Origin of the sequence: Flavobacterium sp. Arc3, from assembly GCF_041431375.1 — a bacterium.
In the GTDB taxonomy this organism is placed as follows: Bacteria; Bacteroidota; Bacteroidia; order Flavobacteriales; family Flavobacteriaceae; genus Flavobacterium.
Map to the genome: position 1 here is coordinate 1 of NZ_JASMRI010000023.1, position 23,458 is coordinate 23,458.

Annotated in this window: 23 protein-coding genes; 15 read left to right on the forward strand and 8 right to left on the reverse strand. The window is 32.9% G+C overall.

The genetic code is table 11. The features are described from left to right. Positions 1-11 precede the first annotated feature (11 nt). Positions 12-152: a transposase gene (locus QO200_RS15175; protein ID WP_371541759.1), complete on the forward strand. Its 141-nt coding sequence runs from the start codon at positions 12-14 to the stop codon at positions 150-152. A gap of 121 nt (positions 153-273) precedes the next feature. Here the strand turns inward: QO200_RS15175 and QO200_RS15180 are convergent, their stop codons facing one another. Together QO200_RS15180 and mnmD are read right to left on the reverse strand one after the other, a co-directional pair. Further along, a complete protein-coding gene (locus QO200_RS15180; protein WP_371541596.1) occupies positions 274-471 on the reverse strand; it encodes a hypothetical protein in 198 nt (65 codons plus the stop codon). A 154-nt stretch (positions 472-625) separates the two neighbouring features. Next, a complete protein-coding gene (gene mnmD / locus QO200_RS15185; protein WP_371541599.1) occupies positions 626-1,291 on the reverse strand; it encodes a tRNA (5-methylaminomethyl-2-thiouridine)(34)-methyltransferase MnmD in 666 nt (221 codons plus the stop codon). A gap of 305 nt (positions 1,292-1,596) precedes the next feature. Between mnmD and QO200_RS15190 the strand changes: the two genes are divergently transcribed. Next, positions 1,597-2,664 (forward strand): branched-chain amino acid aminotransferase, encoded by a 1,068-nt coding sequence (locus tag QO200_RS15190; RefSeq protein WP_371541601.1) that lies wholly within the window; start codon positions 1,597-1,599, stop codon positions 2,662-2,664. Between the two features lie 157 nt (positions 2,665-2,821). On the opposite strand, the gene QO200_RS15195 is transcribed toward QO200_RS15190, so the two are convergent. After that, entirely contained in the window at positions 2,822-3,208 is a 387-nt protein-coding gene (locus QO200_RS15195) for a hypothetical protein (protein ID WP_371541604.1), read from the reverse strand. A gap of 81 nt (positions 3,209-3,289) precedes the next feature. On the opposite strand from QO200_RS15195, the gene QO200_RS15200 reads away from it, so the two are divergent. Then, a complete protein-coding gene (locus QO200_RS15200) occupies positions 3,290-3,478 on the forward strand; it encodes a hypothetical protein (protein ID WP_339921057.1) in 189 nt (62 codons plus the stop codon). A gap of 67 nt (positions 3,479-3,545) precedes the next feature. Here QO200_RS15200 and QO200_RS15205 read toward each other — a convergent pair whose 3' ends face one another. Beyond that, positions 3,546-5,582 (reverse strand): dihydrofolate reductase, encoded by a 2,037-nt coding sequence (locus tag QO200_RS15205; RefSeq protein ID WP_371541606.1) that lies wholly within the window; start codon positions 5,580-5,582, stop codon positions 3,546-3,548. 328 nt (positions 5,583-5,910) lie between these two features. Here QO200_RS15205 and QO200_RS15210 point away from each other — a divergent pair, with 328 nt between their 5' ends. The 4 genes from QO200_RS15210 (at position 5,911) to QO200_RS15225 (ending at position 8,652) form a co-directional block, all read left to right on the forward strand. Continuing rightward, positions 5,911-7,104 carry an SRPBCC family protein gene (locus QO200_RS15210; protein ID WP_371541609.1) on the forward strand — a complete coding sequence of 398 codons (1,194 nt, stop codon included), beginning with the start codon at positions 5,911-5,913 and terminating at the stop codon, positions 7,102-7,104. A gap of 64 nt (positions 7,105-7,168) precedes the next feature. Next, positions 7,169-7,711, forward strand: a complete 543-nt coding sequence (locus QO200_RS15215) for an RNA polymerase sigma factor (protein WP_371541613.1) — start codon at positions 7,169-7,171, stop codon at positions 7,709-7,711. Between the two features lie 33 nt (positions 7,712-7,744). After that, positions 7,745-8,164: a hypothetical protein gene (locus QO200_RS15220; protein ID WP_371541615.1), complete on the forward strand. Its 420-nt coding sequence runs from the start codon at positions 7,745-7,747 to the stop codon at positions 8,162-8,164. A 35-nt stretch (positions 8,165-8,199) separates the two neighbouring features. Continuing rightward, the gene (locus QO200_RS15225; RefSeq protein WP_371541618.1) at positions 8,200-8,652 is read left to right on the forward strand and encodes a sensor of ECF-type sigma factor; all 453 of its coding nucleotides are present in this window, start codon (positions 8,200-8,202) and stop codon (positions 8,650-8,652) included. Positions 8,653-8,712: 60 nt separating this feature from the next. Here the strand turns inward: QO200_RS15225 and QO200_RS15230 are convergent, their stop codons facing one another. After that, entirely contained in the window at positions 8,713-9,567 is an 855-nt protein-coding gene (locus QO200_RS15230) for an oxidoreductase (protein ID WP_371541621.1), read from the reverse strand. A gap of 33 nt (positions 9,568-9,600) precedes the next feature. Next, positions 9,601-9,777, reverse strand: coding sequence for a hypothetical protein (locus QO200_RS15235; RefSeq protein ID WP_371541624.1), 177 nt, complete (start codon positions 9,775-9,777; stop codon positions 9,601-9,603). A gap of 117 nt (positions 9,778-9,894) precedes the next feature. Between QO200_RS15235 and QO200_RS15240 the strand changes: the two genes are divergently transcribed. The 3 genes from QO200_RS15240 to QO200_RS15250 all read left to right on the forward strand — a co-directional run bounded on the left by QO200_RS15240 (position 9,895) and on the right by QO200_RS15250 (position 14,717). Next, positions 9,895-11,205: a hypothetical protein gene (locus QO200_RS15240; RefSeq protein WP_371541626.1), complete on the forward strand. Its 1,311-nt coding sequence runs from the start codon at positions 9,895-9,897 to the stop codon at positions 11,203-11,205. A 125-nt stretch (positions 11,206-11,330) separates the two neighbouring features. Beyond that, positions 11,331-13,292 (forward strand): KUP/HAK/KT family potassium transporter, encoded by a 1,962-nt coding sequence (locus QO200_RS15245; protein ID WP_371541629.1) that lies wholly within the window; start codon positions 11,331-11,333, stop codon positions 13,290-13,292. Between the two features lie 138 nt (positions 13,293-13,430). Then, the gene (locus tag QO200_RS15250; protein ID WP_371541632.1) at positions 13,431-14,717 is read left to right on the forward strand and encodes an RsmB/NOP family class I SAM-dependent RNA methyltransferase; all 1,287 of its coding nucleotides are present in this window, start codon (positions 13,431-13,433) and stop codon (positions 14,715-14,717) included. Between the two features lie 167 nt (positions 14,718-14,884). Here the strand turns inward: QO200_RS15250 and rho are convergent, their stop codons facing one another. Beyond that, complete coding sequence (gene rho, locus QO200_RS15255; RefSeq protein WP_371541634.1) at positions 14,885-16,624, reverse strand: transcription termination factor Rho; 1,740 nt, start codon at positions 16,622-16,624, stop codon at positions 14,885-14,887. A 182-nt stretch (positions 16,625-16,806) separates the two neighbouring features. Between rho and QO200_RS15260 the strand changes: the two genes are divergently transcribed. From QO200_RS15260 to QO200_RS15270, 3 genes are all read left to right on the forward strand, one after another. Then, on the forward strand, positions 16,807-17,220 hold the full coding sequence (locus QO200_RS15260; protein WP_371541637.1) for a DUF4293 domain-containing protein: 414 nt from the start codon (positions 16,807-16,809) through the stop codon (positions 17,218-17,220). Between the two features lie 149 nt (positions 17,221-17,369). Next, positions 17,370-18,029: a response regulator gene (locus QO200_RS15265; RefSeq protein ID WP_371541640.1), complete on the forward strand. Its 660-nt coding sequence runs from the start codon at positions 17,370-17,372 to the stop codon at positions 18,027-18,029. Positions 18,030-18,128: 99 nt separating this feature from the next. Continuing rightward, on the forward strand, positions 18,129-19,823 hold the full coding sequence (locus QO200_RS15270; protein WP_371541642.1) for a sensor histidine kinase: 1,695 nt from the start codon (positions 18,129-18,131) through the stop codon (positions 19,821-19,823). Here QO200_RS15270 and QO200_RS15275 read toward each other — a convergent pair whose 3' ends face one another. Continuing rightward, positions 19,824-20,306: a metallophosphoesterase gene (locus QO200_RS15275; RefSeq protein ID WP_371541645.1), complete on the reverse strand. Its 483-nt coding sequence runs from the start codon at positions 20,304-20,306 to the stop codon at positions 19,824-19,826. Between the two features lie 333 nt (positions 20,307-20,639). Between QO200_RS15275 and truA the strand changes: the two genes are divergently transcribed. After that, positions 20,640-21,374: a tRNA pseudouridine(38-40) synthase TruA gene (gene truA / locus QO200_RS15280; protein WP_371541648.1), complete on the forward strand. Its 735-nt coding sequence runs from the start codon at positions 20,640-20,642 to the stop codon at positions 21,372-21,374. A 162-nt stretch (positions 21,375-21,536) separates the two neighbouring features. Then, a complete protein-coding gene (locus tag QO200_RS15285) occupies positions 21,537-23,291 on the forward strand; it encodes an ABC transporter ATP-binding protein (protein WP_371541651.1) in 1,755 nt (584 codons plus the stop codon). The last annotated feature ends 167 nt before the right edge of the window (positions 23,292-23,458 follow it).

Consider the following 23,458-nt stretch of genomic DNA (forward strand, 5'->3'; position numbering starts at 1 on the left):
ATTATCAAACCATATTAAACTATTTTGACAATAGGAGCACAAACGCTTCAGCTGAATCTTTCAATGCTAAAATAAAATCATTTAGATCTCAGTTTAGAGGTGTTCGAAATGTGGAATTCTTTCTTTTTAGACTAACTAATATTTATGCCTAATTTTTATCGCTCCACAGGTTTTCGACTTGATCCTAAATAACCTCTAAGACAACCGTCATTGTAATACCTTATTTACGTTCTATAATAAAAAAAAAGAACCTTAATAGGTTCTTTTTTTTTATTATAGGTTTACTCTTAATACACATTGCTGTAATTCTGGTTTTTCGATTATAAAATTAAATAACCATTCTCGTAATTGTTCCATCTCATAGGGCAACAATGCTTTGATAGCTTTTTCTAATTCTTTGCAAAAAAGTATCGGATCGAAACTCACTCTTTCTAATATTGATTTTGTGTAATCAAACATAATTTTAGACATAATAAATTAAGAATTTATGGTTAAATTAAGGTTTTTATCTTATTGTAAAAATACATTTTTTAAATTGATAGTTTGTAAATTTAACGTGTAATTATGAATATTATTTCAACATCCTCTAACTATAATCAAAATAAAATTTCAATTCAGTATAAAGTTAAACTATCTTACTTGCACGGAACATCTCTCTTTTACCTGGAGGACCTGCTAGTTTCTCTACCGTAAAACCTACTTCAATCATAGATCTTTTCACTACACCTCTTGCCGCATAAGTGACTAATACCCCATTGTCTTTAAGGGCATCAAACATTTTTTTGAATATGGCAGTACTCCATAATTCTGGTTGCACTCGATAACCAAAAGCATCAAAATAAATCAAATCAAATCGATTCAAATCATCAATTTCTTCAAATAGCTGTTTCCTCTTGGTGAGTGAAAATTTTTCCCCAAAAATCTCTTTCTCTTGCCAATTGCATTGGTGCATTTGTTCAAAAACACTTTTATCATCATCTGCATTCAATTCTTCGACATAATTCATAGAAACTAATTCCTCTGCTGATATGGGATAAGCTTCTACTCCTACATAATCAATTGATTGATTCATTTTTTTTCCTTGCAAAAAAGTAATAAATGCATTCAGTCCGGTGCCAAAACCTATTTCTAAAATCGAAATTTGTTTATTTTGAAATAATGATAGTCCATTTTTTATAAAAACATGTTGCGCTTCCTGTATTGCACCATGTTTGGAATGATAGCATTCATCCCATTCCTTAATTTGTATGGTAGTAGAACCATCAAGCGTCTGTATAATTTCTCTTTTCAAAATACTATTTATGAAGGCATTATTAATTTTGTGTTTTTTGTACTTGGTCAAATTTAATAAAATCTGTTATAGTTCGCCTAAAAAACCCGATTTATTGTAAATTCTACAGAAAATTTAAGCTTTTTCGTTGATTTTGATAAATGTAAATAAATCACAATTAAAAGCTATAATTAATGACATTTTCATAAGAATTTCATTGATTTTTATTTAATTTTGCTTGAATTAAAGTTTAATTCGCATAAAAACTATATTCTAAGCAATTACATACATTGTATCCAATATTAAAATAACAATAAAATAATATTATGAGCACAACTCACACTGACAAAATTGACATCATAAAAGCAGCTACTACAAAAATTAATGAAGTAGATTTTGATAACCTAAGCTTTGGATCGGTATTCACCGATCATTTACTTGAATGTGACTATATAAATGGCGAATGGCAAAAACCAGTCATTAAGCCTTATGCTCCATTTTTACTAGACCCTTCTACTAGAGTTTTTCATTATGGTCAAGCTATTTTTGAAGGAATGAAAGCGTATAAAGATGAAAGTGATGACGTTTGGCTTTTTAGACCTGATGAAAACTACAAACGATTTAATAATTCGGCGGTAAGAATGGCTATGCCAGAAGTACCTGAGGATGTTTTTATGGATGGTTTAAACGAATTACTAAAGTTAGATCAAGCTTGGATAAAAAAAGGAAAAGGAAACTCATTGTATATTAGACCATTTATGATAGCGACTGGAGAGGGAGTTATTGCAAACCCATCTAATGATTATAAGTTTATGGTTATTTTATCTCCTGCAAAATCGTACTATTCTGGAGAAGTAAAAGTATTAATCGCAGAGCATTTCAGTAGAGCCGCAAATGGTGGAATTGGAGCTGCAAAAGCCGCAGGTAACTATGCTGCTCAATTTTACCCAACTAGCTTAGCAAATGCAGCTGGTTTTCAGCAGGTAATTTGGACTGATGATGCAACACACACAAAACTGGAAGAAGCAGGTACAATGAATGTGTTTTTCAGAATAAATGATACTTTATTTACTGCTCCTACAAGTGAGAGAATCCTTGATGGTATTACTAGAAAGAGTCTTATTGACATGGCTAAAAAAGATGGTATTACTGTTGAAGTTCGTCCTGTTCTAGTTTCAGAACTTGTTGAAGCATCTAAAAATGGTACTTTAAAAGAAATATTTGGTGCAGGTACTGCAGCGGTGGTTAATCCGATTATAGGATTCTCTTACCAAGATGTTTATTATGAATTGCCAAAAATCGAAAATTCATATGCAATACAACTAAAAGATAAATTAACAAACATACAACACAAACTAGCCGAAGATACATTTGGTTGGACTGTAAAAGTATAGATTTTTTAGTCCCCGCTTTTAGCGGTTACTACCTTAAACAAAAAAGCGATTTCCAAATTTGGAAATCGCTTTTTTATATTCTTATTTTAAGTGTATTGAAACAGTCTTTCTATAATACGTAAAATCCACTTACAGCAAAAGGGTAAATTCACGCTTCTTACTCGCCCAATATTTTAGAAAAATCGGGTTTGAAGTAATTAGGACCTTTCATTACCTTACCGTCCTCACGGTATATAGGATTTCCTAACTCATCTAACTTACTCATATTACTACGTTGAATTTCATCAAAAACAGCTTCTATTTTATGTTGCAGTCCATGTTCAATTATAGTTCCACAAAGGATATACATCATATCGCCTAGGGCATCAGCTATTTCTACTAAATCATTATTTTGAACAGCCTCAAGATATTCTTCGTTTTCTTCTTTCATCAAATGATACCTTAGCGTGTTCTTACTCCCTCCTAAACTAGCGATTGGAGTTTCACTATGCCCAATTTTAAATGCGGTATGAAATTCTTTGACTGAGTCGATTTGCTTTTGCATAATTTTATTTGATTAAATCAAACCGCAAATTAGCAACTAATCCTAAACAATTGATTAAATTTGCCGAAAATAATCTACACTATGTTTAGCCAAGGACAATTGATATTTGCAGTCTGCTTTTTTGTTGCTTTTGTTATTGCAATGATTTTTGCTTATCGAAAAGATATAAAAATTCACAAAGAATTTTACAAAGGAAATTACAAAATATTAATAGGCTTCCTCGTTTTTATCGGGATTCTATTTGTGATAAAAGTTTATTTCAAACGTTAATCACTTTCTCAAACAAAAAATGCCCGCTTCTCAGCGGGCATTTTTATATTCTTTCAATTCTAATTTACTAGTTCACAAGCGGTAAAAAGCTAAAGTCTTTAGAATAATTCAACATTTGTTCTGCAAACGTTTTTGGTTGTTTTACATCAATAGAAATAATATTTCCTTTTGAATCTAAATTAGGAACCAAAACTGGGTTAACAAAACCGCTGTAAGGAGCCGAAGGGAATTTTTTATTACGTTCTAATACTTCTGCATGAATCTTTTGATCCACTTTTACACCGTAATTTTCTACTAAAGCCTTACCAGCATTGTAATCTCCTTCAGATTTTATACGTTGTACTTCACGCAACAATTGTCCGAACAAATCATGTAACTTCTCATAATTAGTGATATTGAAATACGTTTTTCCATCGCGGCTAATCTTTTCAATCACATTGTCTTTCTTGCCTTTTTCGAATGCCCAAGCACTAACCCATTGGCGATTTCTCATATGAGCCTCTTCGATATCAGCTCCTAGGTCTAAACGGACTAACTGGGTCATCAATCCATTTCTAATGTAACTGTCATAAGATTCCATTCCAGTTTTTTTCCAATCGTCAACTAAACCTAATTCTTGAATCTTAGGATTATACAAATAAAACAATCCCACTAAATCAGCTCTACCCTCTTCCAAAGTTGAAGCATAACTTTTCAATGTTTCTCTAGGTGTTCCTACACCAGGATTAATTTGGCCTGAAGCATGTCCTACCACTTCATGTAAAGCAGTATGCAACTTATCCCCTATTTCTCCATATTTTTTGGCTAAAGCTATTTCTTCTTCATCATTAGCAAATTCTTCTAACTTTCCTTTTCCGGCAGCTTTAGAATAAGCATCGATGATATTACCTAAAGAAACTGATTTAGAACCATGCTCCGCACGAATCCAGTCAGCATTCGGAAGATTCACTCCAATTGGTGTGCTTGGCGACGCGTCTCCAGATTCTCCAGCAACAATTACTGTTTTATAAGAAACACCTACTACATTTTTCTTCTTATGTTGTTCCATTAACGGAGAATTATCTTCAAACCATTGTGCGTTTTTAGAAACCTTTTCCATTTTTTTGGACATATCAAAATCCTTAATTTGGACAATCCCCTCATATGAACCTCTATATCCTAATGGATCGTTATATACTTCAATGAATCCATTGATATAGTCAATGTTCCCTTCTTTAGCAGACAACCATGCAATATTGTAGTCGTCCCAAGTTTTTAAACTTCCTGTTTGGTAGTACTTGATCAATAACCCTAAAGCATCACCTTGGTTTTTATTTTCAGCAACACTTTTTGCTTTTTCCAACCAAAAAATAATCTTTTTGATTGCATTACCATACATACCGTCAGACTTCCAAACTTTTTCTTCTAATTGCCCTTTTGAGTTACGAACTAATTTAGAGTTTAGCCCATAAGAATACGGTTTAGTAGGATCTGGATTCACTTTTTTAGCATAAAAATCTTCCGCTTCTTTTAACGAAATTCCTTTTTCATAAAAATTAATTGCTGAACCTTCCAATAGTCCTTTCGATTCATCGAGATTAACTCTTTTAGAATCTACATCATTAAAAATAACTGCAACGACAGCAGGCTCTAATTCAGTTTTAGTGGCTTTCATCACAACCTCAAAATAATCTTTTGAAAAATCAGGTTTGATTTTATCACTTGAATAATGGTGATGAATTCCATTTGAAAACCAAACTCTTTTAAGATAAATCTCAAAATTTCCCCAGTCTTCAGTCGTTTTATCACCCTTGTAATTTTGATAAATATGCTCTAATGCAGTTCTAATCTTTAGATTGCTCTTATAATGTTGATCCCACATAATATCGCGCCCCGAAGTTCCAGCCTGTGTAAGGTAGTAAACTAGTTTCTGCTCTTTTAAAGTAAGATCCTCCCATCCAGGAATTTGATATCGTAATACTTTAATGTCGGCAAACTGTTCCACAAGATAATCAAAAGTCTCATTCTGTGCTGTTTTTACTGCCGCTGTCTCCACCTTTCGTGAAGTACAAGCAACAGAAACTGCTAGAGTTATAAAAACAACTGCGGTTTTAAATAATTTCATTATTATTGATTTTTAGAAGTTTAATAAATTATAATTCCTCAAATATACATATTCTTTAAATAAAATATAAAAATCAGTACTTATAATGCTTCTACTACCAAACAGGAAAATAGGACATTTTAAGAACTATTTCCATAAATTCTTATACTAGTAGTAGTACTATTGCACTAAGAATCATTTAGATATCATAATGCCTTTACAATTATAAAATAACTGCAGAGAAAAAGTCCTTCTACACTAATAGAACAGCTTTTTTATCTTTTTTTTATGATTCGTCTTACATATAAATAAAAATTCTAACTTTACAACTGAAAACAATTAATCTATTATGCGGATTTTAAAATATATTTTTCTTTTACTATTACTTAGTATAGTAGCTTTGTCCATTTTTATTGCCACTCAAAAAGGCAATTTTACTATCGAAAGAAGCAAAGTTATCAATTCACCAAAATCAGCTGTGTTTAACTACGTGAATGATTACAGAAATTGGGCTGACTTTGGTTCTTGGACAACAGAAGATCCTGAAATAAAAATACAATATCCCGCAACAACTGTTGGTAAAGGAGCATCCTATTCTTGGGAAGGGAAAGATGGAAACGGTGAAATGCGTACTCTATTTGTTAAAGAAAATGACAGCATCTCTCAAAAAATGAATTTGAACGAAACAACTTCATCCGTTTTTTGGAGCTTTAAAGATACAGTTGGTGGCACAAAGGTTACATGGAAAACTACTGGAGAGATGAGTTTTCTTTTTAAAGTCTACACTGCTTTAAATGGTGGAGTTGACAAGGTTATTGGAACAATGTATGAAAAAAGTTTAGCAAATTTAGATAAAGCTCTTGATTATGAAATAAATACCTTTTCGGTAAAAGTAAACGGACTAGTAAAAAAACCTCAAATCTTTTACTTAGGTCAAACTTTTACAAGCGAGCTATCTAAAATCAATAAGAACACTAAGATAGTCATTCCTACTATTGTTGCTTTCTGTGAGCAAAATGATATTCCTATCAACGGAAAACCATTTGTAATCTATCATACCTACGATACTGCAAAAGGATTAGCAAAAATTTCAATCTGTGTACCTATAAATAAGGAAATATTCATTAGCGCAGGAAGTGATATCGTTTCTGGAAAACTGGAAGCTTCTGAAGGTGTAAAAACAAGTTTAACAGGAGACTATTCACATATCAAAGACGGATATGAAAAGGCACTGACATTTCTTAATAAAAACCAACTGACTCAAGATCCGCTAATTTCACATATAGAGATCTATGCGACTGGTAAAAACGAAGTAAAAGACCCTTCTAAATGGGTTACTGAAGTTTACATTCCAATAGTACCGAAAATTATACCGGTAAAAACATACCCTAAGACTCCGGTCAAAACAACCGCTGTCTCACCAGAAGTTATACCAGCAAGTCCAATTGCTCCCGCAAAAATCATTAAGCCTGCAGCAAAACCTGCTGAGCAAAAAAAACTACCTGCACAAAAAGCGACGGAGGAAGAACCTTCTGAATTTTAATTTATTTTCAATTTAAGATTAAACCTATTTCATAAATTCCTATCTAACTATATAAAATACAACTTTGGAGGAAGAAGAGGAATTTATACAACAGTTATTGGCCCCAAAAACGCAGAATGAGGCGTTTCAAAAACTCTTGTTAACCTATCAAAAACCATTGTACAACCACATTCGGAACATCATTTTAAATCATGATGACACCGATGATGTGTTGCAAAATACTTTTATTAAAGTCTTTCAAAATTTAAAAAATTTTAAAGGAGAAAGTAAATTGTTTTCTTGGATGTACCGCATTGCCACAAACGAAGCCCTCAGTTTTTTAAGTCAAAAAGCTAAAAAAGGAGGAATCTCATCTGAAACATTGCAAAATAAAACTATCGACAATCTTAAATCCGATAGCTATTTTGATGGAAATGAAATCCAAATCAAATTACAAAAAGCAATTGTTACTCTTCCAGAAAAACAGCAGTTGGTTTTTAAAATGAAATATTTTGAAGAGTTAAAATATGAAGAAATCTCAGAGATATTAGGCACTTCAGTGGGTGCATTGAAAGCTTCCTACCATCATGCCGTAAAAAAAATAGAAGCATTTGTTACCTCAAATTAAACCTTTTGTCTAAAATTAAGTCCTATATACGTTATGAAAGCATTTAAATTAGAAAACGAGCCGAAAATAGAGTCTGGATATAAAACTCCAGAGCATTACTTTGAAAATTTTTCAGAACAGCTAATGCATAAATTACCAAAAAAAGAAACAAAGGTAATTTCTCTTTTTCAAAAAAATAAAAAGATTCTTATGATGGTTGCCGCTGTTTTAGTTATAGCATTACTTGTACCGGTATTTTACACTAGTACTGTAAACGTAAATAACAATGAAATAGACACAGCTACTTTAGAAAATTATCTAAGTTACCAATCCAATATAAATCAATATGATCTTATTAACGATTTGGAGGTTGATGAAATTGATAATATCCATACAAACGTCGCTTTAGAAGATGCTACTATTGAAGACATCTTGGTCAGTAACGCTAATTTAGAGCATCTTATAATAGAATAAATCTTGTGAAAAAGTATAATATAAAATTAGAAAAAATGAACATCAAAAAAATCATCCCGATACTTTTGCTATTGACTTCCTTTAGTTTCTATGCACAAACTGGCGGAATTAAAGATAAAAAAGATCAAATTAAAGCATTAAAAGCGGCTTTTTTAACCACTGAATTAGACCTAACAACGCGTGAAGCCCAAAAATTCTGGCCTATCTACAATACATATGATGATAAACAGTTTGAGATAAGATATCAAAAAATGAGTGCCTTAAAAACCCGAATGAATGATAGTGCCTTAGATGAAATGAGTGAAAAAGAGGCAATTGCCTTTCTTGCAGAAATGGAAAGTGCTGATGAGGAATTATTTTTATTACGTAAAAAATTAAATAAGAGCCTTAAAGAAGTTATCCCTGCAGTAAAAATTATAAAACTTAGAAAATCTGAAGAAGGTTTCAACAGAAAATTATTGCACCAATATAGAAGTTCAAGAAAATAATTTCTATCAATTAAAAAAAACTATACCCCTATTCCATGTCTTCTCGCATAGAGTAGGGTTTTATTTTTGAAAACGAATCCGAATCATTTTATTTTTACCGGCAGCAATTGCGGTATGATTGTTTATAAATCGAATAGTAAACAAACTCGGATCAGAAGCCAGTTGTTTCCATGTATTCCCGCTATCATAGGAGTAATAAATTCCTGATGCACCCACACTAACTAATGATTTTCCATTACTATGCGGAATATATTGCACACAAGAGGCATACCCAAAACCTTGGTTTTCTGCTACGAGTTCCCATGTTTTACCTCCATCGATAGTTCTAGCTTTGTTTTGAAAATTCTGATTCGGAGCTTCATAATCACCTCCGGCTATAAATCCTCTATTGGCATCATAAAAATCGGCAGTAAAAATTCCCGCCATAGCCTTTCCTTGTACGATTGGAGAATCATATACTTTCCAACTATTTCCCTTATTACCTGAATAGAATACTCTGGCTTTTTTACCACCAGAAACAATCCAGGTTTTATTTCCCTTTATAACTATATTTGTATTGCTGGCAGCAAAAGCAGCCTCACCATCAGCAATTTGGGGCAATTGATCTGCAGGGATTTTACTCCATGTATTTCCTCCATCTCTTGTAGTGATAATCGAAAGAGCATTATCTATTGGATCCCCCATTGCAATTCCTTCATTTTTATTCCAAAATTTCATACTGTCGTAAAAAACCTTTGGATTATTTTCCTGATATACTAAAGTCGTTTTTAAACCCGTCTTAGAAGCTTTATAAAGCAAAGCTGGATTAGCAACACTCAATAAAAATATGTTTTTTGTTGTTTGAGCAATGCTTCTAAATTCTAATTTTAAAGTATCCTTCGTTATTTTGCTTTCTATTTTTTCGTTGATAACCAAATCATAAAAACCAAATCTTGAATTATTCGCTCCCTACCATATCTTATTCCCATCAACGCTAATTGCTCTGATACTGATATTATCTTGAAAAAGCGTGTCTATACTTACTGTTTTAAAAACGGTCTTATCAGGACTTAAATCTTTATATCCTGCAGTTTTACACGAAGTTAAAAAAGTAACAGCTAGTACAATCAAAAAAACATTTCTCATTTCAATCCTTTTATTTAAAGCTAATTTACGATTTAATGTAGTAATACGAAACGCTTTTAAAATTTATTGGCACAGTAATTGGATATTCTACTATTGTTAAACATAAATACACTTACTATGAAAACTAAACTACTATTATTAAGCCTACTCACATCTGTTTTTATAGTGCAAGCACAAGATAGAAATAGGATCAGTACAATGAACAATGAAATTAGCGATAATTTAGACTTGAGAGCCGTTGCTGATATTTTTGGAGATTCAAGAGATCTTCAAGAATTTGAAAGACAACTAAATGACCCATCACTTCAAATATCAAATTTAGATTTAAACAACGATGACGAAGTAGATTATTTACGGGTTATAGAAACCGTCGATAATAGAACCCATGTTGTTATAATACAATCTGTTCTTGATCGTGATGTTTACCAAGACGTCGCAACAATCGAAATAGAAAAAGATAGATACAATACCGTTCATCTACAAGTTGTAGGTAATGAATACATGTATGGGCCAAACTATATTTACGAACCTGTATATTACAGAACACCGGTTATTTATGCTTCTTTCTGGTCATATAATTATAGACCTTATGTTTCAAACTGGTATTGGAATTCCTACCCCTCATATTACTATGCTTGGAACCCGTTCCCAGTATTCAGATATAGAAATAACATCCAAGTTAGCTTGAATATTAACAATAACTATAATTACGTCAACAACAGACGAAGCAATCAAGCAGTAGTACTTTACAATTCAAGACGCTCAAATGGGTATGAAAGACAGCATCCTAATAATAATTTCTCAAGAAGAAACTCGAACGTTTCAAATCGTCATGAATTAGAACAAAGAAGAGATACTCGAAATGTAGCGTCCAGAAGCGAAGTAGGTTATTCTCAAAACAGAAATCAATCACCAAGAGCGACTGAATCTCGAAGAAATACAAATCAAAGAGACTATTCTCAAAACAGAGGTACTACTTCAAGAGAATCTACTCCGGAAAGATCAACAAATCAGAGAGATTATTCTCAAAACAGAAGTGCGACTTCAAGAGAAAATACCTCACAAAGAACTGGACCAGAAAGAGAAAATACGAAAAACAGATCAAATACTTCAAGAGAAAATGCCCCACAAAGAACTCAAACGCAGAGAGACAATTCTCAGAACAGAAATAATTCTTCTAGAGAATCTGCTACAGAAAGAACTAATGCGCAAAGAAGCGACACTCAAAACAGAGTTAATCAATCTAGAGAAAGTGCACCACAAAGAACTGAAACGCAAAGAGACTATTCTCAAAACAGAGCAAACACTTCTAGAGAAAGTGCTCCACAAAGAACTCAAACTCAAAGAGGAGATTCTCAAAAGAGTGCTCCACAGCGAACCGAATCAAGAGGAGAAGGTTCTTCCCGAGGAAACAATAGACGATCTTAAAAACAGTGAAATAATATGATTTTAAACACGCTCAACTGAGCGTGTTTTTTTTTTGTCTTTTTCTAAATAAACAGGCCTTTTATATTTAAAAAGAGTAAATTTGACACGTTTTTTAAAAGTACTACATGAGCGCATCGCATAAAAACCTACATTCCAAATTATCATTAGGCGGATTATTGATTACATTGGGAATAATATATGGTGACATTGGAACATCCCCACTATATGTAATGAAAGCCATTCTTGGCGAAAATATTATTGATGCCGATATTGTTTTAGGAGGAATTTCAGCAGTATTTTGGACTCTTACCTTACAGACTACCATAAAATATGTGATCATTACTTTAAGCGCAGATAACCACGGTGAAGGTGGAATCTTTGCTTTGTATGCCTTGGTAAAAAAAACAAAAATTAAGTGGTTAATCGTGCCCGCCATTATTGGTGGTAGCGCATTGCTTGCAGACGGTATAATCACCCCTCCTATTTCCGTTTCCTCTGCGGTGGAAGGAATTAAAACCTATTACCCTCAAATAAATACAATACCTATCGTTATAGGCATTTTGTTTGTGCTATTTAGCATCCAACAATTCGGGACAAAATTAGTCGGCAAGTTTTTTGCGCCCATGATGCTTATCTGGTTTAGTATGCTTGCTGTCCTTGGTTTAATACAAATCACAAAGCACCCTGAAGTTTTTAAAGCATTTAACCCCTATTACGCCTATCATTTATTATCGATACATCCCGACGGTTTTTTCGTTTTAGGTCTTGTATTCCTATGTACGACAGGTGCCGAAGCATTGTACTCCGACATGGGACACTGTGGAAGAAAAAATATTCGAATCAGTTGGATTTTTGTAAAAACTACTCTAGTGTTAAATTATTTTGGGCAAGGCGCCTATTTAATCCATCACGAAGGAGAAACTTTGACTAGCTTAGGAGGGCCAAATGGTAATCCGTTTTATCTGATTATGGCGGATTGGTTTCAACCTATAGGTATTGTAATCGCAACACTTGCTGCCGTTATAGCCTCTCAGGCGCTTATTAGCGGTTCATTTACATTAATAAATGAAGCAATGCGCTTAAATTTCTGGCCAAAAGCAAAAATAAAATACCCCACAGAACTTAAAGGGCAATTGTACATTCCATCTATAAACTGGTTGTTGTTTTTTGGGTGTGTTGGTATAGTTTTGCATTTTGAGGAATCTGCCAACATGGAACATGCTTACGGTCTGGCCATAATTCTATGCATGATAATGACCACTATATTACTTAACTTTTATTTAATTATGAAAAGAGTAAAGTTATATTTTATTGTTCCTTTGATAACCGTTTATCTTTTGATTGAATTCAGTTTTCTAGCGGCTAATATTACAAAATTTGCTGACGGAGGTTATGTTACATTGATTATTGCTTTAATGCTAATCTCAATAATGACCACTTGGTATCTAGCCAAAAAAATAAGTAAGAACTACACTAAAATAGTTAAGATTGCTGATTATCAAAAAGTCTTAATGGAGCTTAGCGCCGACTTATCAATTCCAAAATATGCGACACACTTAGTTTACATGACTAATGCTAACCGTGTTGATGAAATTGAGGAAAAAGTAATGTACTCTATTTTACAAAAAAGACCGAAAAGAGCCGATATATACTGGTTTGTACATGTTAACATTTTAAGCGAACCTTATAAAACAGAATATAAAGTAACTGAAATCCTTAAAGATGATTTGTACCGCGTAGATTTTAATCTAGGATTTAGAGAGCCTACTAAAATCAACTTAATGTTTAAGGAGGTAATTAAGGATATGGTTAAAAAAGGAGAAGTCGATATTACAAGTAGATATGAATCTTTGAATAAAAATAATATCATTGGTGACTTTAAATTTGTACTATCCGAAAAATTCCTTTCAAACGATAGTGACATGAGATGGGACGAAAAAATTGTAATGAATTCCTATTTCTTAATCAAAAAACTAAGCTTATCAGAAGAAAGTGCCTTTGGACTTGATAGTAGCTCTGTCAAAATAGAGAAATTCCCGATGGTATTACATGCACCCGAAAACATAGGATTAACCCGAATTAAATAGTTCGGTTTACAATAAATTAAGAAAAACACTGTGTTATTGCAGTGTTTTTTTTTGATAATGAAAATATAAAACAACATTCATTATTTAAAATTTAAGTTTCGACCAATTAATAGTACCTTTGCACCTCAATTATTTAAAATGAGATTACACAGAAATTTAGTTTATACCACCATTGATTCCCTAAATGCAATATTTAACGAAGGGGAATATGCAGATAAAGTGGTTGCAAGAGCCTTAAAGAAAGACAAACGTTGGGGAAGCTCTGATAGAAAATTTGTTGCCGAAACCATCTACGAAGTAGTACGATGGAAAAGATTATATGCTGAAATTGCAGAGGTAAAGGCACCTTTCGATAGAGATAATATTTGGAGAATGTTTGCGGTATGGGCGGTTTTAAGAGGCTATCCTATTCCAGACTGGCGCCAATTAGAGGGAACTCCGGAAAGAAAAATAAAAGGACGCTTTGATGAATTATCAAAAGTAAGAGCATTAAAAGAATCTATTCCAGACTGGATGGATGAGATGGGCGTAAAAGAATTAGGAGAAAAGGTATGGGCTACAGAAATAACTGCTCAAAACCAACCCGCAAAAGTAGTTCTTAGAGTAAACACACTTAAAACTACCAAAGAGGTTTTAAGAGCGATCCTTATGGATTTAAACATCGAAACAGATTATTTAAAAAATCAGCCCGATGCTTTAGTTTTAAAAGAAAGAGCTAATGTCTTTATGACTGATGCTTTTAAACAAGGCTTTTTTGAAGTTCAAGATGCCAATTCACAACTAGTTGCTGCTTTTCTTGATGTTAAGCCAGGAATGCGCGTAGTGGATACTTGTGCAGGTGCAGGTGGTAAAACATTGCATATTGCAGCTTTGATGGAAAACAAAGGGCAGTTAATTGCTATGGATTTATACGAAAGTAAATTAAAGCAATTAAAAATAAGAGCTAAAAGAGACGGAGCATTCAACATTGAATACCGCATTATTGATACTACAAAAGTGATCAAGAAATTGCATCAGAAAGCAGATCGCGTTCTTATTGATGCGCCATGTAGTGGTTTAGGAGTTCTTAAAAGAAACCCTGATGCTAAATGGAAATTGCAGCCTGAGTTTATCGATAATATTCGCAAAATACAAGCAGAAGTTTTAGAAAGTTATTCTAAAATTGTAAAACCAGGTGGAAAATTAGTTTATGCTACTTGTTCTATATTACCTTCTGAAAATCAAGAGCAAGTTGCTCGTTTTTTAACAACAGATATCGGAAAAGAATTTAACTTTATTAAAGATCAAAAAATTCTAGCTGCTGAGTCTGGTTTTGATGGATTTTATATGGCGCTTCTAGAAAGAAAAGAAGAAGCAGTAAAACCAAAAGAAGCTAAAGAAGCAAAAAAAGATACTAAAGAAATAAAGGAAGAAGTAAAAGAATAACATTTACTTCCGCCTTAATACGACAAAAAATGCCTTCACTACGAAGGCATTTTTTTATTAACAGAATAATTATCTAAAATAAAAATCCACTAAATAGTAAATTACTATTTAGTGGATTTTATGTTTGAAAAATAAACTAATCTATTTTCTTAATTCTATTCTCTGCCTTAATCGTTCATAGAGATTAAAAACTCTTCATTATTTTTAGTTTGTCTAAAACGATCGTTTATAAAACTCATGGCTTCGACAGGATTCATATCTGATAGGTATTTTCTCATGATCCACATTCTTTGTAATGTTTTTTGATCTAATAATAAATCATCACGTCTTGTACTAGAAGATGTCAAGTCAATTGCAGGGAAAATACGTTTATTAGCAATTTTTCTATCCAATTGTAATTCCATATTACCAGTACCTTTGAATTCTTCAAAGATCACTTCATCCATTTTAGATCCAGTTTCCGTCAATGCAGTTGCAATAATACTCAAAGACCCACCATTTTCCACATTACGAGCAGCTCCAAAGAAGCGTTTTGGTTTTTGTAGCGCATTAGCATCTACTCCCCCACTCAATACTTTACCTGATGCCGGTTGAACCGTATTATATGCTCTAGCCAATCTCGTAATAGAATCTAGAAGAATCACTACATCATGCCCACATTCTACTAATCGCTTTGCCTTTTCAAGCACGATATTAGCAATTTTAACGTGTTCTTGAGGCTCTCTGTCAAAAGTAGAAGCAATCACTTCACCACGCACACTACGTTGCATATCTGTAACCTCTTCTGGACGTTCGTCAATCAATAAAACAATAAGATAAACTTCAGGATGGTTAGCAGCAATTGCGTTTGCAATTTCTTTCAGCAACATGGTTTTACCCGTTTTTGGCTGAGCGACAATCATACCACGCTGTCCTTTTCCTATAGGAGAAAACAAATCAATAATTCGAGTTGAAATTGTACTTTGTCTCGCCGCTAAATTAAATTTTTCTGAAGGAAAAACAGGTGTTAAATGTTCGAATGAAACTCTATCACGAACAACCTGCGGGTCATGTCCGTTTATTTTTAACACTTTTACTAAAGGGAAGAACTTCTCGCCTTCTTTAGGAGGACGCACCACACCTTTTACAGTATCTCCGGTTTTAAGTCCGAATAGTCTGATTTGAGAAGTTGATAAATAAATATCATCTGGTGAAGCGAGGTAATTATAATCTGAAGAGCGCAAGAAACCATAGCCATCAGGCATCATTTCAAGAACACCTTCACTTTCTATTATTCCATCAAATTCAAAATCAGAATCTCTAAAGTTACTTTTCTTACTTTTAAAATTCGGGTTTTGATTTTGTTTATTTAATTGATTTGGATTTACTTTTTTTGCAGGAGCAGCAACTTCTGGAACTTCAGTAGGTTCAGTAGCGACAACCTCTTCCGTTTCTTTATTTAATTCTTTTGCCTCTTCTTTATCCTTTTTTAAAGCAACTTTCTTTTCGTATGCTGATTTATTAAACTTAATAATCTTACCTACTTTTTTTTCTGGCACTGAAGATTCTTTTACTGACTCAGCTTCATTAACAGCTTCTACTTGAGAAAGTACTTCTGCAGGAACATCTATAGTCGCCTGAAGATCTGTATCGACTGTAGCATCTTCTTTAGTAGTAGGAGTTATTTTTGCTTTTTGAATGGCCACTTTTTTAACAGGAACGATACGCGCTCTTTTAGGCTTATCGTCCTCCGCAATGGATTCTGATTTTAAATCTAAAGTTGGCTCAACTTTAGTCGTTTGATGTTCTAAAATGTGACCTATCAGGGTCTCTTTTTTAACACCGTTAAACTTTATGGTTTTAGCTGCTTTAGCTATAGCTTGAAGCTCAGAAAGCTTCATTTCTTTTAATGCAGAAATATCAAACATGAATGTTCTATTAGTTTAATTAATTTGGATAATACTAAAAAGATAGGTAGTAATTATTTATCTTGAACTGACCGCAGTATGAAGTGCTTACGGTACTGTTATGCAATAATACGAATAAAATTTAATGATACAATAGTATTTTAAAAAAAGAAAATATATTTTTGTACAACAAATTAAAAAAAATGATACAAAGAATTCAAACGATATATTTATTTCTTGCTTTTGTCGTGACAGGAATATTGCCTTTTTTATTTCCACTATGGACAATGAATGATGGAAGGGAATATTTTTTTGTGCAAAATCAGATTTATGTTATACTTTTGGGTTTAACCACGACACTTTCAATAGTGAGTGTTGTTTCCTATAAAAAAAGACAAAATCAATTTGTAATTGGCAGATTGAATATAATTTTAAATTTAATTTTATTGGGATTATTTGTATATCGTTCACTAAACATATCTGGAGAATCAGTTCTTGTTTCTGAGAAAGGTATTGGGATGTTTCTACCTATTGTCGCTATCGTATTATTAGTATTAGCTAATAAGGCCATCAAGAAGGATGAAGATCTTGTAAAATCTGTGGATAGATTGAGATAAACCCATAACATTAGTTTATTAGTGCGAAGAAAACCCGAATTAATTTTCGGGTTTTTTTGTGCTTATTAATGAGAATAACGCAACAAATAAAACTTTTTAAACATATTATTGTCGTTTTTTTTCATATTTTTGATCCATCTCTATATAATATGACAAATAAGATACGAATACACCTTGCAGATGATCATCAAGTACTAATAGACGGTATGCGTACACTATTAAATACGATTTCTAATTTTGAAGTAATCGGCTTTTCTCTGGATGGCAGCATGCTATATGATGATTTAACAAACAATAAAGCTGACATTCTTATTCTTGACATTAGCATGCCAAAAAAAGACGGCATACAGGTAATTAAAGAGTTTTCTAAAAAAGGATATCCTTGTAAAGTGATTATCCTATCTAGTTATGACGACTTAAAGATTATCCAAGAACTCATGAAATTAGGAGTAAGCGGTTATTTAACCAAACAATGTGCTGGAGAAAATATCGTAGAAGCGATACAAGCAGTTATAAATGGAGAAGAATATTTCTGCAATACTGTGAGAGAGAAAATATTTAACTCAGCAACCAAAGACAATTCAAAATTAAATAAGCAAAATCCAGTAGCAGATTCCGTCTTGACTGGAAGAGAAGTTGAAATCATCACTTTGATTGCTCTAGAGCATAGTGGGAAGGAGATTAGTGAAAAATTATTTATTAGCACTAACACCGTTGAAACTCACCGTAAAAACATAATGAAGAAGCTAAAAGCAAAAAACACCATCAGCTTGGTCAAATTTGCTATTAAAAACAAATTGATTAAATGATAGATCGGTCTAAAAAAAAAACCCTACACAATAATAAATCGTTCCTCCTCATTCACTTTTAACAATGAATAGGACATACAAAATACTACCCTTCTATCTATGTTAAAAATCCGATTATTGTTTTTGTTATCACTTTTATGTCTTTCTTGTTCTCCTTTATTTTCTCAAAAAAAAATTCCATCAATAGAAGAAATTACAGCGCTAACAAATGAAGCTACCACGCTGATGCACGCTGGGAAATTTGAAAGATCTTTAATAAAATCAAGAAAAGCTTTAAAATTTGCCATCATTATTAAAGACGATAATAGTATTGCCACTTCTTATAATACTATTGCAGCAAATTTTGATGAACTGAGTGAATATGACAAAGCTTTTTTCTATTACCAAAAAGGACTCGTCTATGCAGACAAAACTAATAACAGTGAATTAAAAAATTGGCTTTACAACAACTTAGGAAACATCTATTGTTTTGATAAAAAAGAATACAAAAAAGGCATCTATTATTATAAAAAGTCACTTGATTATAGCGGAAAAATTGGCGATTCAGTCCAAATAGTTTTTACAAACCTGAATATTACGTGGGCCTATTTTGATATTGGAGATTTTAACTCAGGGGAATCACATCTAAAGTTGATTAATAAATACCATTCAAAATTTGGTGACGAATCAACAATTGTAGCCTTAAACATGCTGAATGGAATGTATTATGGTTACAAAAACGAAACTAAAAAAGCAACTACATTCTTTGAAAAAGCTCTTCTACTAGGCAATGAAGGGAATGAAAAATCAGACTTATCATTTGCACATCAAGAATATTCTAAGTTTTTATTAAAAAATGGTGACTTTGAAAAAGCATATCAGAATCTAGCATCTTACAATACAATCACGGCTTCCCTAAATTATGAAGAGAAGCTAAAAAAAATCAATGTTGCAGGAATAAATCTCGAATTAGATGAGTATAAAAGAGAGATCGATAATATCGAAATAAAATACAAAACGAAGCAAGAGTATCTGATAGAAAAACAGACCAAAAACAAACAAATAAGCATTATAATTATCTCTATACTGCTATTTGCAATTATTCTTTTCTACTTTTTCTTTCAAAACACAAAACTGAAACAAAAAAATAAACTCAACGACATCCAGAGTCAAATTCAGGAAAACATGATCACCGCATCCATCAACGGTCAAGAACTAGAACGAAAAAAAATAGCCAATTTTCTGCATGACAACATAAGTGCTTTGCTTTCATCGGCTGGCTTACATTTAAGCGTATTTACTTCTAAAAACAATATCGAGTCAGAAGAAATAGTAAAAACGAAAGCCATTTTAAAAGAAGCTCATGATAAGGTACGCGATTTATCACATGAACTTTTGCCTTCATTATTAGCGCGTTTCGGATTGTTCTATGCACTTAATGATTTGTGCGAGAAAAACTCAAATTCCAATATTCAGTTTGAATATTCTAGTACTATAGATGAAAAGACACGTTACAATGATGAATTTGAAATGAAAATGTACTTTATAATTACGGAGCTACTCAATAATATCAATAAACACAGTGGTGCAAACAACGCAACACTAAACTTACAAGAAATAAATAACACACTAATAATCCATGTATGGGACAATGGAAAAGGCTTTGACACCAATGAATACAATACCATTCAAGGTTTTGGACTAAATCAAATTCATGCCAGAATAAACAATATGAAAGGCGAAGTAGTTGTAGAGTCCACGCTAAACGCTGAAACGTCGATACATATAAAAGTACCTATTTTACATACTTTATAGTTATACCCTCTTTTCAATTTCAATAATTTCCAAGTCTTTTATTTTATCCCCCTCAATCACAAAACGTAGCATGGTGCGTACTTGATGAAACCCACTTTTCCCACAAGCACCTGGATTCATATGCAGCAAATTGTTTTTCTTGTCAAACATAACCTTCAGAATGTGTGAATGCCCACAAATAAATAATTTAGGAGGATTAGCTACCATCTCCGTTTTAATAGCAGGATTATATTTTCCCGGGTAACCACCAATATGTGTGATCCAAACATCTACCCCTTCACACATAAAACGATTGTGCAGCGGAAATTCCAAACGTGCTTTCGCATCATCAATATTTCCATAAACCGCCCGCAACGGCTTTAGTTTTTTCAACGTATCCGTTACAACTAAATCCCCAATATCTCCGGCATGCCAAACTTCGTCAGCCTGAGCAACATATTTCAATATCGTTTCGTCAATGTGACTGTGTGTATCAGAAAGCAAAAGAATTTTTTTACTCAAAATTTTATGTTTTTTACAGGTGTTTGTGGAATTCGAAATTTATTTTTCTGGAGCTAATCCAGCTATCCGCTACTATCTTTTTATTTTTTGAAAGAAAAAAAATAAAAAGGATAACGCTTCTATCTGGGCTAGAAATTCCAGTAAAATTAGACATTCCTATTCCAAATAAAAAATAAGTTTCAACTCAAAAACATTCTGACTTTGCCTCTACTTGAAAAAAATTAAATAAGTATCTTTGCTTCTTTAAATATGTAAACACGATTTCCTTCGGCGCAATATGATTCTGAAGTACAGTAGGGAAATCTGAAAGATCAAATGAGGTATTTTATAAAATTAGCATATAACGGAACTCTTTACCACGGCTGGCAATACCAACCGAACGCCTCGTCAGTTCAAGAAACACTGAACAAGGCAGTTTCTACTATACTCAACTCAGAAATCAGTATTATGGGAGCTGGACGGACAGATACCGGAGTCCATGCAAAGGAAATGTATGCTCATTTTGATTTTGAAACCTCTTTTGATATTCCGAGTTTAGTCCATAAACTCAATTCTTTTTTACCAAAAGATATCGCAGTTTATGATATTATTGCAGTTACAGATGAAGCCCATGCTCGTTTTGATGCCTTAAAGAGAACCTATGAATACCATATTAACACTTTTAAGGATCCATTCTTGCAAGAGCAAAGTTGGTACTTTCACCATAAATTAGATGTTGAGTTGATGAATAAAGCAGCAGAAATATTGTTTAATCACATCGATTTTCAATGTTTTTCGAAGGTAAACACAGACGTAAACACCTTTGATTGCACGATTTTTGAAGCTAACTGGAAACAAAATAAGAACCAACTTGTATTTACGATTTCGGCCAATCGTTTTTTGAGAAATATGGTTCGTTCCATTGTGGGAACACTTGTAAATGTTGGGTTGCATAAGATTACAATTGATGATTTTAATACCATCATACTAAATAAAAATAGAGAAAAAGCTGGGTTTTCAGTACCGGCACATGGTTTGTATCTGACTGAAATAGAATACGATTATTTATAATATAAATGGAGTTGAAAAACCATTTGTAAATTAGGAACACTAAATACGCTAGCCCTGATAGCAATGAAAATCCTTAATGTTTTTTCTTTAAAAACATTAAGATTGAAATGAATAGCAGGAATAGCTTCAAATAAAAACTGAAATAAATTCAGCTTAAAAAAAATGAAAGCAAAAGCATTCGACACCCGATTATTCAAAAGAATATTACAATATACCAAACCGTATCAATGGCGTTTTAACGGCGTAATTGTGTTTGCCATTTCCTTATCAGTATTTGCTGCCTTACGCCCGTATTTACTGAAACAAACCGTAGATGGATACATTCAAACCGAGGATGCCAAAGGTCTATTATACTACATTACCTTGATGGGTATTGTGTTATTATGCGAAGTTTTCTCCCAATTTTACTTTGTTTTTTGGGCAAACTGGCTAGGTCAGGATATCGTTAAAGACATTCGAATTAAATTATTCAAACACATATTAAGTTTCAGAATGAAATACTTTGATTTGGTACCAGTAGGTCAACTGGTAACTCGATCTGTATCTGATATTGAATCAATTGCACGAATTTTTAGTCAGGGATTATTTATGATTATCAGTGACTTAATGAAAATGGTAGTCGTTCTGATTTTTATGTTCTACATGAACTGGAAACTAACTTGGATTGTGATTGTTGCGATGCCTGTTTTAGTATTTATCACTAGAATATTTCAACGCAAGATGCAAGTGGCTTTTGAGGATGTGCGAAACCAAATTTCAAACATGAATTCCTTCGTACAGGAACGTGTGACGGGAATGAAGATTGTACAACTGTTCAACAGGGAAGAAATTGAAGCAGACAAATTTAAAGAAATCAATGACAAACACAAAAAAGCGTGGATAAAAACAATCCTTTATAACTCCATTTTCTTTCCAATTGCCGATATTATTTCGTCGTTAACCCTTGGTTTTATTATATTTTACGGTGGAATCAAGATTCTAAACGGTGATAATTTCACCACTTTTGGAGATTTATTTTCGTACACGATGTTTATTGGCATGTTATTTAACCCTTTGCGCCAGATTGCTGATAAATTCAATGAGATGCAACTGGGAATGATTGCTGCCAATCGTGTTTTTGCCATTATCGATACCGAGGATCAAATTCAGGATACAGGAACTGTTGAAGCACCAGTTTTCCTTGGAAACATTTATTTCAAAGACGTTCATTTCAGCTACATCCCTGATGAAGAGGTAATAAAGGGAATTGATTTAAATGTCAAAGCGGGAGAAACAGTTGCTATTGTAGGCTCTACAGGTGCTGGAAAATCGACTATTATCAATTTGTTAAATCGTTTTTATGAAATCAACAGCGGTACCATTTGCATCGATAATGAAAATATTGAAAACTACACTTTAGGTTCACTGCGTAAGCAAATTGCGGTAGTACTGCAAGATGTATTCCTATTTGCTGACACTATTTTCAACAACATAACGTTGAACAATCCTGAAATTACAAGAGAAGATGTTTTGGCTGCGGCCAAAGAAATCGGTGTGCATGACTTTATCATGAGTTTGCCTGACAATTATAACTTTGATGTAAAAGAACGCGGTGTGATGTTGTCTTCTGGACAACGTCAATTGATTGCTTTCTTAAGAGCTTATGTGAGTAACCCAAGTATTCTTATTCTGGATGAAGCGACTTCTTCGATTGATACCTATTCTGAAGAATTGATTCAACGTGCTACCGAAACCATTACAACTGGAAGAACTTCGATTGTGATTGCCCACAGACTGGCAACGATTATCAATGCTGATAAAATTGTGGTCATGGACAAAGGATTGATTGTAGAACAAGGAACGCATCACGAATTAATCAATAAAGAAAACGGTTACTATAAGAACCTATATGATTCTCAATTCTCTGTTGCTAATTAATTTTATTAACCGCGAAGAACACAAAGATGTCGCAAAGGCTCCATTTTTGTCTTCTCTAAATATTGAGAATAAACTATGCTTCACCCCTTCCGTCGAACTTTTATAATTTCAAACAGAAAGAGACTTTATCTCTTTATTGATTAAGCAACTTTTGCGTTTAAATAAGG